The sequence below is a fragment of the Streptomyces sp. NPDC014991 genome, assembly GCF_043080665.1.
Lineage (GTDB): Bacteria > Actinomycetota > Actinomycetes > Streptomycetales > Streptomycetaceae > Streptomyces.
Map to the genome: position 1 here is coordinate 439234 of NZ_JBIBVY010000002.1, position 15687 is coordinate 454920.

Annotated in this window: 11 protein-coding genes; 6 read left to right on the top strand and 5 right to left on the bottom strand. The window is 73.2% G+C overall.

The window, feature by feature from the left end; translation table 11 throughout:
• The first annotated feature begins 18 nt into the window (after positions 1–18).
• Positions 19–1137, top strand: coding sequence for a hypothetical protein (locus tag ACF1BE_RS06035; RefSeq protein ID WP_392197740.1), 1119 nt, complete (start codon positions 19–21; stop codon positions 1135–1137).
• Positions 1138–1272: 135 nt separating this feature from the next.
• On the opposite strand, the gene ACF1BE_RS06040 is transcribed toward ACF1BE_RS06035, so the two are convergent.
• Positions 1273–2061, bottom strand: a complete 789-nt coding sequence (locus ACF1BE_RS06040; protein WP_392197741.1) for an SURF1 family protein — start codon at positions 2059–2061, stop codon at positions 1273–1275.
• A 196-nt stretch (positions 2062–2257) separates the two neighbouring features.
• On the opposite strand from ACF1BE_RS06040, the gene ACF1BE_RS06045 reads away from it, so the two are divergent.
• Positions 2258–4063, top strand: coding sequence for a prolyl oligopeptidase family serine peptidase (locus ACF1BE_RS06045; RefSeq protein ID WP_392197847.1), 1806 nt, complete (start codon positions 2258–2260; stop codon positions 4061–4063).
• Positions 4064–4171: 108 nt separating this feature from the next.
• Here the strand turns inward: ACF1BE_RS06045 and ACF1BE_RS06050 are convergent, their stop codons facing one another.
• Entirely contained in the window at positions 4172–6040 is a 1869-nt protein-coding gene (locus tag ACF1BE_RS06050) for an NAD-binding protein (protein ID WP_392197848.1), read from the bottom strand.
• A 158-nt stretch (positions 6041–6198) separates the two neighbouring features.
• Between ACF1BE_RS06050 and ACF1BE_RS06055 the strand changes: the two genes are divergently transcribed.
• Complete coding sequence (locus ACF1BE_RS06055) at positions 6199–7218, top strand: permease (protein WP_392197742.1); 1020 nt, start codon at positions 6199–6201, stop codon at positions 7216–7218.
• Positions 7215–7925, top strand: coding sequence for a TIGR03943 family putative permease subunit (locus ACF1BE_RS06060; RefSeq protein ID WP_392197743.1), 711 nt, complete (start codon positions 7215–7217; stop codon positions 7923–7925). Before ACF1BE_RS06055 ends, ACF1BE_RS06060 begins: the two co-directional genes overlap by 4 nt.
• A gap of 23 nt (positions 7926–7948) precedes the next feature.
• On the opposite strand, the gene ACF1BE_RS06065 is transcribed toward ACF1BE_RS06060, so the two are convergent.
• Entirely contained in the window at positions 7949–10015 is a 2067-nt protein-coding gene (locus ACF1BE_RS06065; protein WP_392197744.1) for an NAD(+) synthase, read from the bottom strand.
• Between the two features lie 383 nt (positions 10016–10398).
• On the opposite strand from ACF1BE_RS06065, the gene ACF1BE_RS06070 reads away from it, so the two are divergent.
• Positions 10399–11664, top strand: a complete 1266-nt coding sequence (locus ACF1BE_RS06070; protein WP_392197745.1) for a DNA sulfur modification protein DndB — start codon at positions 10399–10401, stop codon at positions 11662–11664.
• Positions 11665–11763: 99 nt separating this feature from the next.
• Here the strand turns inward: ACF1BE_RS06070 and ACF1BE_RS06075 are convergent, their stop codons facing one another.
• On the bottom strand, positions 11764–12630 hold the full coding sequence (locus ACF1BE_RS06075; protein WP_392197746.1) for a choice-of-anchor K domain-containing protein: 867 nt from the start codon (positions 12628–12630) through the stop codon (positions 11764–11766).
• 33 nt (positions 12631–12663) lie between these two features.
• Positions 12664–13275, bottom strand: a complete 612-nt coding sequence (locus ACF1BE_RS06080) for a hypothetical protein (protein WP_392197747.1) — start codon at positions 13273–13275, stop codon at positions 12664–12666.
• Positions 13276–13911: 636 nt separating this feature from the next.
• Between ACF1BE_RS06080 and ACF1BE_RS06085 the strand changes: the two genes are divergently transcribed.
• On the top strand, positions 13912–15630 hold the full coding sequence (locus tag ACF1BE_RS06085) for a serine/threonine protein kinase (RefSeq protein WP_392197748.1): 1719 nt from the start codon (positions 13912–13914) through the stop codon (positions 15628–15630).
• Positions 15631–15687: the final 57 nt, after the last annotated feature.

Below are 15687 nucleotides of genomic sequence, written 5' to 3' on the forward strand. Positions count from 1 at the left end.
CACGCTGGGAACGGAACTGTGAACCACGGCCCCGACGACAAGGGCCCCAAGGGGTCCGGCCCCCGTCCCGACGGGCCCGACGCGCCCGCCGACGGGCCCGACGGACTCGACGGACCGGACACGCCGGACTCCGACGAACTGGCCCTGCGCCGACTGCTGCACTCGGCGGTCGACGACATCGAACCGAGCACCGGCACCCTGGACCACCTGCGCCGGGCGGTACCCGCGCGGCGCGCCCGCAAGCGGCAGGCCGTGGTCGGCATGGCCGCGGCGGCCCTGTTCATCGGCACCGCGATCCCCGCCCTCGTCCACGTCTCGTACGCCGGCGGCTCCGACCCCAACACCGCCATGGCCGGCCAGTCCTCCCAGGCCCAGGGCGGTACCGGCCAGAGCAAGGACAAGAGCGGCGACAAGGGCGGCAAGAAGGACGCCGGCGGCGCGACGGCCAAGCCCGGCAAGACGCCCGGCAAGCACGACGAGAAGGGCAAGGGCGGCCACACCGGCGGCGGTTCCACCGGCGGCGTCAACCCCCCGGCCACCGTCGCCCCGGGCGTTCCGCTGTGCACGGCGGGCCAGTTGGGCTCCGCCACCGGCACGGCCGACGCGCCCGACACCACGGGCGTCGTCTACGGCGTCTTCCGCGTCGCCAACGTCTCCGGCACCGCCTGCACCCTCGGCGGCCCGGGCACCGTCACGCCCACGGCACAGGGCGCCGCCGACCCGGCCAAGATCATCGCTGCCCGGCATGTGGCCGGGGACGCGGCGGCGGCCCTGCCGGACCCGTCCCTGGAGGTCTCCGGGCTGATCCTCCAGCCGGGCGCGGCGTACGAGGAGAAGTTCGCCTTCGTGCCCTCGGAGACCTGCCCCACCACCGGCGGCGGCAGCACCGGAGGCACCGACACGGGCGAACCCACGCCGGATCCGACGCCGACCCAGGACGCGGACGCCGCGGGCGGTACGGCCGACACCGGTGCCTCGGTGGGCGCCACACCCCAGCTCGTCACCGAGGACGGCCCGGCCGACGGCAGCATCCTGCTGACCCACACGGCGGCACCGGGTTCCCCGACGGCCACGGCGATGGTGTCCGGGGCGTGCGCCGGGACGGTCTACTACACCGGGGTGCTGGCGGGGGCGTGACGCGCGGCGGGTACGCACGGAGCGCGGGACGGGCGGCCGGGGCGCGCCGCGGGCGGCCACGGCGGCATCCCGCGCACGGGCGGCGGGCGTTCCCGCTCCCGCCCGGCACCCGCCGGGCACCCGCATCCGCGCCGGTCAGCCGCTGGACACCGGCGTCGGGTGGTCCTCGGTCACCAGGCCCAGCTCGGCGTCCCGCCGGGCCTCCACCTCACGCCGCAGCAACCGGAACCACATGAACACCACGAACCCCGCGAAGACGAACCACTCCCCGGTGTACCCGAGGTTCTGGAACGCCTTCAGGTCCAGCCCCGTACCGTCCGGCGCGCTCGCGGGCACCGCCTTCATCCCCGCGTCACCGCGGTCCAGCGTGATCCAGGCGTCGTACAGCCGGTACGGCACCAGGTTCACCAGTGCCGCCGAGCTGATCACCCCCGTCTGCCCCGCCGGCAGTCCGCCCTGCGCACCGACCCCGTTGCTCCCGGGCGTCTCGGACGCCTGCAACGCCCCGGTGACGGTGACCTCGCCGCGGGGCGGCGCGGGCGCCTTCGCGGGGTCCGCGGTGCCCGGCAGCCACCCCCGCACCACCGGCAACGCCCTGCCGGAGCCGGTCCGCAGCAGGGTGAGGACGTAGAAGCCGCCCCTGCCGTCCAGCTCCCGCCCCGGCACCAGCAACTGCTTCCCGTACCGCCCGCTCGCGCTGACCCGCCGCCCCGCCGTGCTCTTGTCGACGGGCAGCATCGCGGCCAGCGGACGCGCGGCCTCGTCCCGGCCGGACGCGACCTGCTCGGTCACCGCACGGTGGTCCTGCACCCGGTCCTCGAACCGGCTCAGCTGCCACGACCCCATGAAGACGCAGAACGGGATGGCGAGCAGCACGAAGACGTTGATGCCCCACCAGCGGGGTGTCAGCAGAAACCGGTACACGCCCTCCACGGTACGGCGCCCGCCGCGGTGGCTCGGCCGCGGGGCGGCTCATGTCCGCGTCCGGGACGCTCCGGCCCCCGGCAGGCGGACGCGCAGGGGGCGGGAACGCCCGCGGCCGGGAAGTTGTCCACAGGCTGGGTGCACCCGCCGCCCAAAGGTCGGCGCGACCAGGCAGTATGGGCGCATGACTGGGGCGATGAGTGAGAGCGGCACGCCGGACACGACGGACATGCCGGACTGGGAGAAGCGGTTCCGGGCGCCGCGCGTGTCCCTGCCCGACTGGGCGGAGGACGCACCGGACCGCTCCCTGTTCGTGTCGAACGCGACGGGGACGTACGAGCTGTACGCGTGGGACCGCGCGACGGGCGGACAGCGGCAGGCGACGGACCGGCCGAACGGCACGACGGACGGCGTCCTCTCCCCGGACGGCGCGTGGATCTGGTGGTTCGACGACAAGGACGGCGACGAGTTCGGCATCTGGCGCCGCCAGCCCTTCACGGGCGGAGCGGACGAACCGGCCGTCCCCGGCCTCGGCCCGTCCTACCCGGCCGGCCTGGCCCTGTCCCGGGACGGCCGCACGGCGGTCGTCGGCCGCTCCACGGACGAGGACGGTACGACGGTCCACCTGGCCCGCGAGGGCGGGGAACCGGTGGAGATCTACCGGCACCGCGAGTCGGCGGGCGTCGGCGACCTCTCCCACGACGGCTCCCTGATCGCCGTCGAGCACACCGAGCACGGCGACGCCATGCACGCGGCGCTGCGCGTCCTGCGCCCGGACGGCACGACGGTCGCCGAGCTGGACGACACCCGGGGCGGCACCGAGGAACTGGGCCTGGAGGTCCTGGGCTTCGCCCCGGTCGACGGCGACACCCGGCTGCTCATCGGGCACCAGCGCCGGGGCCGCTGGGAGCCGCTGGTCTGGGACGTGGCGACGGGCGAGGAGACGGACCTGGCCCTGGACCTGCCCGGCGACGTCAGCGCCGAGTGGTATCCGGACGGTTCGGCCCTGCTCATCGCGCACGGCTTCGAGGCCCGCAGCGAACTGTTCCGGTACGACCTGGCGTCCCGCGGGCTGACCCGCATCCCCACCCCGCCCGGCACGGTCTCCGGCGCGACGGCCCGCCCCGACGGCAGCGTGGAGTACCTGTGGTCGTCGGCCGCCGAGCCGCCGGTGGTGCGGTCCACGGCCGGCGGAGTCGTGCTGGACCCGCCGGGCATGGCGTGCCCGGCGTCGGTGGCGGTGGAGGACGCGTGGGTGGAGGGCCCGGGCGGCCGCATCCACGCCCTGATCCAGAAGCCGGCCGGCGCCACGGGCCCGCTGCCCACGGTTTTCGACCTGCACGGCGGCCCGACCTGGCACGACAGCGACTCCTTCGCGGCGGGCCCGGCCGCCTGGGTCGACCACGGCTACGCGGTCGTCCGCGTCAACTACCGCGGCTCCACCGGCTACGGCCGCGCCTGGACCGACGCCCTCAAGCACCGGGTCGGGCTGATCGAGCTGGAGGACGTGGCCGCGGTGCGGGAGTGGGCGGTCTCCTCCGGCCTCGCCGACCCCGCCCGTCTCGTCCTCACCGGCGCCTCCTGGGGCGGCTACCTCACCCTGCTCGGCCTCGGCACCCAGCCCGACGCCTGGGCGGTGGGCATCGCGGTGGTGCCGGTCGCGGACTACGTCACCGCGTACCACGACGAGATGGAGGCCCTGAAGGCCATGGACCGCACCCTGCTGGGCGGCACCCCGGAGGAGGTCCCGGACCGCTTCGAGGCGTCCTCCCCGCTGACCTACGTCGACCAGGTCAAGGCCCCGGTCTACATCTCGGCCGGCGTCAACGACCCACGCTGCCCGATCCGGCAGATCGACAACTACGTCAAGAGACTGGAGACCCGCGGCGCGGCCCACGAGGTGTTCCGGTACGACGCGGGACACGGGTCACTGGTGGTGGAGGAGCGCATCAAGCAGGTGAGGCTGGAACTGGAGTTCGCGCAGCGGAACCTGACGCCGTAACGTGTCCGCCGGCCGGCCCGGGCCGGGTGCGGCGACCGGGCGGCCGGCCGGAACGACCGGGGTGGGGCGGCCGGGGCCGGCAGCACGAAGCGCCTGACCCCGGCAGGCTCACCGCAGTTCCGCGAGCCCCCGGCGGGTGGCGGCGACCACCACCCGGTCCCCCTTCTCCAGCACATGTCCGGACGGCGTGCCGGCCCGCCCCAGCAGCGCCAGCACCCGCCAGGACCCGGCCTGGAACGCCTCCCGCACGGACCGCCCCTCCAGCTGGGGATGCCCGTCCACGTCGACGGCGGCGAACAGCAGCACCCTGCGCTCCACGGCGACGGCCCCGAGCACCTGCCGCCCGAGCATGGCCCCGGCGAACGCGGGGGCGGCCAGGTGGGTGACGCTCCGGCTCCGGGTCAGCGCCTGCGGGTAGGCGGCCCGGAGGGTGCGGTACACGGCCGTGGCGAAGTCGTCGTCGTACAGCCGCAGGACGACGCGCAGATCGGGCCGTACGGTCCGCGCGTACAGCACCGCCTCGAGGTTGGTGGTGTCGGCGCTGGTCACCGCGAGCAGCGCCTGCGCCCGGTGGATCTTGGCGGCTTCCAGGACGCCTTCCTGGGTGACGTCGCCGAGCACCACCGGCACCCGCAGCCGGCGCGCGGTGGCGAGCCCCCGGGCCTCGGGGTCGGCCTCGACGCAGACCACGGGGACGTTCAGCTCCCGCAGCCGGGTCAGCACCCGGGTGCCGATCTTGCCGAGCCCCAGCAGCACCACGTGCCCGCCGAGGCCCCGGGGCGGCTTGCGCAGGGTCGAGGCGGTGCGGAAGGTGCCGAACGCCTCCAGCGCGGCGGCCAGGAGCACCGGCAGCAGCAGCAACCCGACGAAGGCGGAGAGGAGCTGGAGGAGTTGTCGGCCCAGGGGCGCGCGGAGGGCGGGTTCGTCGATGGCGAGGAGGTCGAGGAGGGTGACGTAGAAGGCCCGCAGCGGATGGGTCCCGGTCACCAGCCACAGCGCGACGGCGAGCGCGACGACACACCCCACCAGGCCGGCCACGGACCAGCGCAGCCGGCGGGAGAACAGCGAGGCGAGCGACGGTACGCCGGTCACGCCGCGGCCGGGCGCGGCGGGTTCCGCGCCACCCGTGGCGGACACCTGTTCCAGCACCACAGCCTGCCGGCCGGCGGCCTGCCGGACCTCCTCGTCGTCGGGCAGCAGCCGGGGCTGCTGTTCCCCGCTGCCGTCCGGTCCGTCGGTACCGGCCCGGTCACCGCCCGACAGCAGGGCCAGGGTGCACAGCCCGGAGTCGGCGTCCGGCCCCTCCGCGGACAACGGCCGTTCCACGGCCCGCAGCAGCAGCCCCTCGGCCTGGACGACCTTGCTGGTGCCGGCGACGGCGGTGGCGGCCAGCGCGGGTGCGGCGGTGTCGGCGTCGGACAGCACGGTCGTGGAGGCCTCCAGGCCGCCGTTCCTGCCGCCCGCGCCCGCCCCGCCGTCGCCGCCGTCCGCGCCGCTCCCGGCGGCCAGCGCGGCGGCCTGGTCGAGGAGTTCCTCGACGTGCTGGCCCAGCCGCCGGTTGTAGAGCCGCAGGACGAGCCGCAGACGGGGGTTGAGCCGGCGGGCGGTCAGCGCGGCGCGGATGTTGGTCTCGTCGTCGTCGTACACGAGGGCCAGGGCGGTGGCGCGGGCCACCCCGGCCTCCGCGAGCACCGCCTCCGTCAGCTCGAACGCCTCCAGCACGCCCTCGCCGTCCGGGCGGTGTCCGGCGGCGGGACCCGCGGGCTGCCCCGCCCCGCCGGTCCGGCCCACGGAGCCCACCGCGGCACTGACCATGCGGTCGAACAGGGCCGCCGAGGCGGCCCGGGCCCGTCCGACCACCGGGGGCCGCACGGTGCGCTCGTTCGGCGGCACCACGAGGGTGACCTGCTCGCCGTAGACCCCGCGCAACTCGGCTGCCAGCCGGTGCGCGAGCCCGTCGTCACCGCACACGACCATGTGTGCCGCCGGGACACCCGGCCCCCCTTGGTACGGAACGCTCGCCACGAGGGGAAAGACTGCCCCAAGGAGTTGAGTGGTTCCAGCAATGCCCTGAACACCCGTGCGGGGATCCGCGTACCGAGGGGGAGGCAGAGCAGCAGCCGGAGGGAACACCCGTGGCCATCACCGAAGACGCCCCGCCCGGCGCGGACGTCCACCGTCCCGGGCCGCCGCCGGACCGCGAGGGCCGGCGGCTCAGCTCCCCGCTGCTGCTGACGCTGATCCTGCTGGGGGCCGTCCTCGCCCAGTCCCCGATCCGGGGCCTGCTCGGCACCCCGCTGATGCAGAGCTGGATGACGGTGTTCGTGGCCGTGACCGTCCAGGCGCTGCCGTTCCTGGTCCTCGGCGTGCTGCTGTCGGCGGCGATCGCGGTGTTCGTCCCGGCGTCCTTCTTCGCGCGCGCCCTGCCCCGCCGCCCCGCCCTGGCGGTACCCGTGGCGGGGCTCGCGGGCGCGGTCCTGCCGGGCTGCGAGTGCGCGTCGGTGCCGGTGGCGGGCGCCCTGGTCCGCCGGGGCGTGACCCCGGCCGCCGCGCTCGCCTTCCTCCTCTCCGCGCCCGCGATCAACCCGGTCGTGCTGACCGCCACCGCCATCGCCTTCCCCGGGCACCCGGAGATGGTCCTGGCCCGGTTCGCGGCGAGCCTGCTGGTGGCCTGCGCGATGGGCTGGCTCTGGCAGCGGCTCGGCCGCACGGACTGGCTGCGCCCGCCGGCCCACGGCGCACACGAGGGCGCCACCAGGGGCGAGGCGTTCTGGGGCGCGGTCCGGCACGACGTCATGCACGCCGGCGGCTTCCTGGTGCTCGGCGCGACGGCCGCGGCCACACTGAAGGCGGCCGTGCCGGCGACCTGGCTGCGCGAGGCCGCCGGCAGCCCCCTGGTCTCGGTGCTCGCCCTCGCCGTCCTGGCCGTCCTGCTGTCCATCTGCTCGGAGGCGGACGCGTTCGTCGCGGCGTCCCTCACCCAGTTCTCCGCGACGGCCAAACTGGTGTTCCTGGTGGTGGGCCCGATGATCGACCTCAAGCTGTTCGCGATGCAGGCCGGCACCTTCGGCCGTACGTTCGCCCTGCGCTTCGCCCCCGCCACCTTCACGCTGGCCGTCGCCGGCGCCGTACTGACCGGGGCGGTGCTGCTGTGAACCGCCAGGCCCAGGCGGCCGTCCTGTTCCTGCTCGGCGCGGCCCTGCTGCACGCGGGCGCCACCGACCTGTATCTGCGGTACGTCAAGGCGGGCCTGCGCCCGCTGCTGCTGGCCTCGGGCGCGGTGCTGGTCGCGGTGGCACTGGCGACGGCCTGGTACGAGCGCCGCCACCACCGGCGGACCCGGACCGACGCGCACCCCGAACCCCGCGTGGCCTGGCTCCTCCTGCTCCCGCTCCTCGCCCTCATCCTCATCGCCCCGCCGGCCCTCGGCTCCTACAGCGCCCTGCGCTCCGGTACGGCCTTGCAGAAGCCGTACGCCTACGGCCCGCTGCCCGCCGGTGATCCGGTGCCGCTGTCCGTGGTGGACTACGCCTCCCGCGCGGCCTACGGTCACGGCCGCTCGCTGCACGGCCGCGCGGTCCGCGTCACCGGCTTCCTCGCGCTGGACCGCGCGGGCCGGCCCTACCTGGTCCGCATGGCCCTCAACTGCTGTGCCGCGGACGCCCAGCCGGTGAAGATCGCTCTCACCGGCGCCCTGCCGCCGGTCCTGCGCCCGGACGCCTGGCTGGAGGTGACGGGCACGTACACCCCCCGCCTGGCCCACGACCCCGTCAACGACGGCCCGGTCCCGTACCTGCGCGTCACCGCGGCACGGCCGGTCCCGGCACCCCACGACCCGTACGACGAGACCTGGAACACCTGAGCGCCACCACCGTCCCTCGCCGCCTACCGGCCGGCCCCCGCGCTGTCGAAGTCGAAGCGGTCCAGATCCCGCAGCCACGCCTCGGCGTTGCCGTCGGACGGGGCCCGCCAGTCGCCGCGCGGGGAGAGGGAGCCGCCCGCCGAGACCTTCGGCCCGTTCGGCATGGCCGAGCGCTTGAACTGCGAGAACGCGAAGAAGCGGCGGCAGAACACCTCCAGCCAGTGCCGGATCTCCGCCAGGTCGTACGCGACCCGCTTGGCCTCGGGGAAGCCGGGCGGCCACGCACCCGCCTCCGGGTCGTGCCAGGCGTGCCAGGCCAGGAAGGCGATCTTCGAGGGCCGCAGACCGTAGCGCAGCACCTGGAAAAGGGTGAAGTCGTGCAGCGCGTACGGTCCGATCCTGGACTCGGTCGACTGCATCTCCTCGCCCGGCACCAGCTCCGGGCTGATCTCCGTGTCCAGGATCGCGGCCAGGACCGCGCCGGTCTCCTCGTCGAACTGGCCGCTGCCGATCACCCAGCGGATCAGGTGCTGTATGAAGGTCTTCGGCACGCCGGAGTTGACGTTGTAGTGGCTCATCTGGTCGCCGACCCCGTACGTGGACCAGCCGAGCGCCAGCTCGGAGAGGTCACCGGTGCCCAGCACGATGCCGCCGCGCTGGTTGGCCAGCCGGAACAGGTAGTCCGTGCGCAGCCCGGCCTGCACGTTCTCGAAGGTCACGTCGTACAGCGGCTCGCCGGACGCGAAGGGGTGGCCGATCTCTTGGAGCATCAGCCGCGCGGTCGGCGTGATGTCCAGCTCGGCCGCGGTCACGCCGAGCGCCCGCATCAGCGTGTGGGCGTTGTCCTTGGTGTGGTCGCTGGTCGCGAAGCCGGGCAGGGTGAAGGCCAGGATGTCGCTGCGCGGCCGGCCCGCACGGTCCATCGCCCGGGCGGCCACGATCAGCGCGTGCGTGGAGTCCAGACCGCCCGACACCCCGATGACCACCTTGGGCCCGCCGATCGCCGCCAGCCGCTGCTGGAGCCCGGCGACCTGGATGTTGTAGGCCTCGTAGCAGTCCAGGGCGAGCCGCTCGGGGTCGGCCGGCACGAACGGGAACCGCTCGACGCGCCGCCGCAGCCCGAGGTCGGTGACCGGCGGCTCCAGCCGGAATTCGACCGTCCGGAAGTCGCCGGTCCGTGCTCCGTGGGCCCGGCGGTTGTCGTCGAAGGTGCCCATCCGCTGCCGCTCCTGGCGCAGCAGGTCGAGGTCCACGTCGGCCACCGCGTACTGCTCGTCGAGCGGGAACCGGTCGGTCTCGGCCAGCAGCACCCCGTTCTCGAAGATCATGGTCTGTCCGTCCCAGGACAGGTCGGTGGTGGACTCGCCCAGTCCGGCCGCGGCGTACACGTACGCGGCGAGGCAGCGGGAGGACGCCGAGCGGCACAGCAGCTTGCGGTCCTCGGCCCGCCCGACGGTGATCGGGCTGCCGGACAGGTTGAGCAGCACGGTCGCACCGGCCAGCGCCGCCTCCGCGCTCGGCGGCACCGGCACCCACATGTCCTCGCAGATCTCCGTGTGCAGCACCAGGCCGGGCACGTCCTCGGCGGCGAACAGCAGATCCACCCCGAACGGCACGGACGCGCCCCCGACACGGATCGTCCCGCCCCGCTCGTCATGCCCGTCGGCGATCTGCCGGCGCTCGTAGAACTCCCGGTAGGTCGGCGGGTACGACTTCGGTACGACACCGAGGATCCGCCCGCGGTGCACGAGGACCGCGCAGTTGTAGATCCGGTTGCGGTGCCGCAGCGGGGCGCCGACCACCAGCACCGGCAACAGCTCCGCCGACCCGGCCACGACCGTCGCCAGCCCCGCCTCGACCTGGTCCAGCAGCGCGTCCTGGAGCAGCAGGTCCTCGATCGAGTACCCGCACAGGCCCAGCTCCGGGAAGACGGCGACGGCGACGCCCTCGTCCGCGCACCGGCGCGCCTGACGCAGCACCGCCTCGGCGTTGGCCCGCGGGTCGGCGATGACGGTGTGGCCGGTACACGCGGCGACACGCGCGAAACCGTGCTGATAGATCGACCAGAAGTTCAACGGGACATCCCTCATGACTGAACAGACCGCACCGGCGAAGCGCTACTCCAACACCGAAAGCCTAAGTCCGGCCCCACAACCACCCCACTTCGGGCCACCAGCCGGGCCACCGGCCAGGGAGCCACGGGTCCGCGCCGGGGTGCTCCGGCGTCCGGCGTCTCCGCGGGAACGGCACCCTGCCATCACGCCGTCGGCGCGTCTCGTGTGCGGACCGGTTGGACCGATGACCGTGGACAGTCGATCACCGTCATATTGCGCCACGTCCGAAACTGTTCGAGCAACGATTATCAATCAATGCGCAGAATTAAGAATTAGTCATCGGATTTACCGTCTGTGCTCTATCTTTTGATTCTTACTGCGCCGGTCGAGTGCGTGGCTGTATCCCATTGGGGGGATCCGTGAGCATTGCCGTCGACCCCCTGCGGCTGTCCAAGCCGCAGGACTCCAGTACGTACCTCGCCATCAAGACCCCGCAAGGCGGACGCACGGTCTTCAGCGTCCGCGTCCCGCTCCTCGATCTCCCGACCATCCTGCCCGTCCCCGACCCGAACAACGTCGACAAGGACAACCGTAAGGTCGACCGTCTGCACGCCAAGCACTTCGGTGAGTACCTGGACACCAAGCAGGACTGGGTGGCCCCCGCCCTGCTGGCCCGGGACGGCGGAGGCTGCACCTTCGAGAAGGTGGATGATCAGGGCACCGTCGGCTACCTCACCGTGCCGTGGGCGATCGGTGGCGTCTCCAGCCTGCGGACCATCGACGGTCAGCACCGTGTGCTCGGTGTCGCCATCGAGAAGCAGCGCATCACCGATGCCATCTCTGCTGTCGACCGCGAAATGGCTCGAAAGGTCAGCGCCGAGAAGTCGGCCAAGCTCGAGGCCGAACGTGAGAAGCTCATTGGGCAGATGAACCGTCTCAAGGCTGAGTATGTCGGCCTGGATATCTACGTCGAGCCGGACCCCATCAAGGCTCAGCAGATGTTCGTGGATGTTGCGGACAATGCCAAGGGGATCAGCAGTGCCGTCCGTGCCCGATTCGACAGCTACAAGGTCGCCAACCGTACTCTGTCCGACGTCATCGACCACCCACTGCTGAAGGGCCGGGTCGACGCCGAGCAGGATCGCATGACGCTCAAGAACCCCAATTTCATGGGCGCCAAGCACGTTGCCGACATCACCCGCGCCGTCATCGCCGGTGCCGGGGGCCGGATCAGCAAGAAGGCAGAGCAGACCCTCACCGACGGCGAGGTGATCGAACAGGTGAAAGACTTCCTCGACGTCATCTCGAACGCCTTCACCGACCTCGCATCCCTCACCGAGGACGATCCCGACGCGGAGCGTCGGCCCGGGGGGCTGACCATGGCCCAGGAGGTACGTCGAACCTCTCTCCTCGGTTCGGTGGGCATGCTCCGCGTCCTCGGCGGTGTGTTCCGGGAGCTCCGAGCCGGCGAGAATCCGGCCGAACTCGACGACATCACTGACTTCTTCAAGCGCCTCGACCCGCACATGACCGCACCGGTCTCCGAGAGCAGCCTTTGGCGCACCACCGCGGCCGACGCCGATTTCGAACCGAACGCTTCGGCACCGATCATGCGCACGCAGAACATCGTCCACCTGGTGGGTGTCATCACCGGTTGGTACAAGAAGGCGCCCACCGCCCTGTAGTCGGTGTACGCGCGTCGAAGGGCGGCCGTCCTCGGCGCCCTTCAGTGACCGGTGAGGCCGGGGCGGGCCTCACCGGTCAGCGCCCTCCACGACCGCTCCCTATGGCGTGCCGGACTTGTTGAACCCTTTGTCGAGGTAGGGGTGCTGGTCCACGACGAAGCCGTCGTCCGCGACCAGGCGGGCGATGCCGCCCCGGTCCCGCCAGACCTCCCGGGAGGAGCTGAAGGAGAACCCGCCGTACTCCTGGTGGGTCTCGTTCGTGTAGACGCGGTAGCGCTGGCCGGGCTGGATCACCGTTCCCGGGGGGAAGGGGAAGGAGTACCCGGTGGGCTTGCACTGCACGGCCCAGCCGGTCAGGTCCTGCGGCGCGCCGCCCTTGTTGAGGATCTCGACGTACTCGTCGGCCTGCGCCGGGCCGGTGCCCTGGTAGCGCAGGCCGGAGATGACCACGTCGGGCTCGTCGAAGGCGAACGCGCAGACGACCTCGGCGAAGTTGATGCCGCCCTCGGGGCTGCGGAACTGCCGGACGATCTGGCCGCCCCGCTTGAATCCGCTCAGGACCGCCCGGTACTGCTTGCCGTCGATCGTGACCGGCTGCGGGTGCACGAAGGTCTGGAGGTCGACCAGATCGTCGTCCGCGGGGCTGGAGTTCGTCGTGTTGGGTGTCTCGTTGTGGTGGAAGCTGAAGTTCAGGTCGGTCGTGCTGCCGTCCTCGAACATGACGTTGACGGTCAGCTGGACGTCGAACACGCTCGGGTTGACGTTCGTGGGGACGTTGCGGTGCACGAAGGTGCCGACGACGAACTCGGTGCCGTCGAGCTGGACGTCCGCGGCCGCCCCACGGAACTGGTAGCCGCTCTGGGAGTTGTTGCTGCCCCACCTGATGTCGGCGGTGCCCAGCCCGTCGAGCGGTGAGACGGCCGGAGTGGTGGAGGAGAAGACGCCGGAGGTGACGACGGTGGTCATGATGTCTGTTCCCTGCTCTCTCGGTCCTCGTCCTCAGTCCTCGTCCTCGATGACCTCGGCCTTGAGCTTGCCCGGCGGCGCGGTGCCGATCTGGGCGACACCGTCGGTGCGGCGGCCGGGCGTGGCACCGTCGGCGGCCTGAAGACCACAGGTGTAGACGAGACAGTCCTTGTCGTCGTCGGTCGTGTTCAGGTGCACGTGGTAGGTGAAGGTCAGCGTGCGCCCGTCCTGGCTGACCTCGGCCCGCACGGGGGGCAGGTTGCCCCGCGTGGTCTGGTCCATGCGCTTGTACTGGGCGCCCACCACGCCGTTCCAGCGGAACCCGGTGGGCGCGGTGAAGACGTGCTCGCGTTCGCCGGCGTCGACCGTCTCGCTCCAGTTCGGCGTGCGCACACAGACGTTGACGGTGGTGCCGAGACCCCCGGGCGCGTCCTCGACGCCGCCCTCCTGCCAGACGACCAGGTCCAGTTTCTGCGCCCGTCCCTGCTCGTAACCCCAGTCGTATCCGTTCGCGTACTGGTCCGTCGCGCCGCGCGCACCGTCACGAGGCGGATCGGCGTAGGGCCTCCCGGCGAGAGCGTCGGCGCGGCCCTGCTCCTCCCCCCGCTCGTAGGCTTCCTTCTTGGCCTGCACGTCGGTGGTCATCTCCGCGTTCCTCCTGGGACTGTGATCGAAGCGTGCGACGAAAAGGGACGTCCGGCGTGGGGGCCCCGGTCCGCGGCCGGCCGGCGGTGTTCCGCCGCACCGCACGGCGCGTGGTTCACCGCATGCGGGACGCCATGGGGAGCGGCGCCCGGAGGACAGGGGACGTGAGGCAGGACGCCGCCCGTGGCTTCGGGCGGGGCGTTCGCGCAGGCATCACGGCACACACCGGGCCGTCTCCGGGGCAATCGATAGCCCGGCTCCGCGGGCGGTATGCCGCCATTCCGCCGTTCGAGAATGCCGGATCGATTCTGCGTCACTTGTTCGAGTGGACTTGAGGCACGGGGGAGTGCGGGGGTGCGAAGCGCGAGAGCACCGAGCCGTGCCGAAGGCGCCCCCGGCCGACCGCGGCCCGCTGTTCGCTCCGGCAGGTCCCGTTGCCGCGCGCCGCCCGCGGCTGCTCCCCCGTGCGGGTGGGGCGCCCGGTGCGCTGCTCCTGCGGGACCGGCCCGGCCGGTATGCAGGGAGAACGCCGACGACGGCTCGGAAGGAGACCGACATGCGGGAGACGAGGCCGTGGAAGTGGAAGGGTGCGGGCGCCATCGAGGCCCCACCGCGCCCGTGCCGGGTGGTGACGGCATGACGTCCAGGGCCCCGGCCCGCCCCGACCAGCAGGCGTCCCTGGCCGGAGACGGAACGCTGGTCGCCGGGGCGGGGAACGGCACCGCCGGATTCTCCGGGGACGGCGGGCCCGCACCGGCAGGGCAGCTGGCCTTTCCCGCGGCCGTGGCCGTGGGGGGCGGGGCCGTCTTCGTCGCCGACCACGCCAACCACCGGGTCCGCCGGATCGACGGTTCCGGCACGCTCACCACGGTCGCCGGTGACGGGCTGCGGGGTTTCGCCGGGGACGGCGCGGACGCGGCACGGGCCCGCCTGGGCTTCCCGGCCGCCCTGGCGGTCGCCCCGGACGGAGGCGTGCTCATCGCCGACGAGATGAACCACCGGATCCGCCGGATCGACCCTTCGGGTGTCATCGACACCTTCGCGGGAGACGGCTCCCGCGACGGCGGTGACGACGGCGACGGCGACGGCAATGGCAACGGTGACGGCAACGGTGACGGCGGCCCCGCCGGCCGGGCCCGGCTGGACGCCCCGTGCGCCCTGGCCGTGGACGGCACCGGATCGGTGTACATCGGCGAGGCGGGCAGCCACAGGGTGCGCAGGATCGCCGACGACGGCGTCATCAGCACGGTCGTCGCGGCATCCGGACGGCCCGCCGGCCCCGCCACGGCCGACGCCGGCGAGGCGTTCCTGCCCGCGGGCCTCGCGGTCGACGCGGCCGGACAGCTGTACATCGCCGACCCGGTGGGCCGCCGGGTGCTGCTGCTGGACACGGACGGGACGCTTCGAACCCTGGCGGGACCACCGGACGCGGACGCCGGTGCCGGCGCCGCGGCCGTCGGCTGGAGCGCACCGTGCGCGGTGGCGGTCGACGGCCAGGGGGCGGTCTACGTCGCCGACGTGAACGGACACCGGGTGTGGCGGCTGGCCGGCGGAACCGCCCGGATCGTCGCGGGACGCGCTCCGGCCGCCGGCGGGGCGGGGGGCAGGGGCCCCGGTGACAGCACCGACACGGCCGATACGGCCGACACGGTCGTCGGCGCGGCGCTGGCCTACCCGTGCGGTCTCGCCACGGACCTGGCCGGCCACCGGCTGCTCGTGGCGGACAACTTCCACCACCGGATCGTCGCCCTTCCCCTCACCGCCGCCCCTTCGCAGGCGGAGCGACCGGCGCCGAAACCCGAACCGGAGCCGGAGCCGGAGCGGCAACCCGAACCGGAGCCGGAGCCGGAGCGGAAACCGGAACCGGAGCGGAAACCGGAACCGGAACCGGAGCGGAAACCGGAGCCCACACCAGCTCCCCCGCCCGCCCCGCCCGCACGTCTGCTGGTCCGTCAGGAAGTCGGCGTCGAAGTCCTCCGTGGGGAGAGCGAACTGCTCCACGTACGGGTCTCGTCCGCCGATCCGTGGACCCCCGGCCGGGTGGAGCACCAGTTCACGGCTCCGACGGGTTTCGTCTTCGACGGCCGAGCGACCGCGGCGTACTACCGCGCGGATCGCACGGTGCTCCCTGCCGGGAAGCCGACGGCGACCGTGCGGGACGGCGGCAGATCGCTGGCCGTCACGGACGAGCCCCGCCTGAACACCCAGGACCATCCGGCGGCGGCCCTGGTCTACACGCTCGGCCTGCGGGCCCTTGCGGACGCCGAGCCGGGCCGGTACACCGACGGACGGGCGGTGATCTCGGGCCGGCCGGAAGTGCCCCTGAAGGCAAGCGTGCTGGGAGACGACGAATAGGACCGGCGCGAGCGCGCACGAGCCCGTGGCCGTCCGCGGCGGACCGTCTGCCACGGA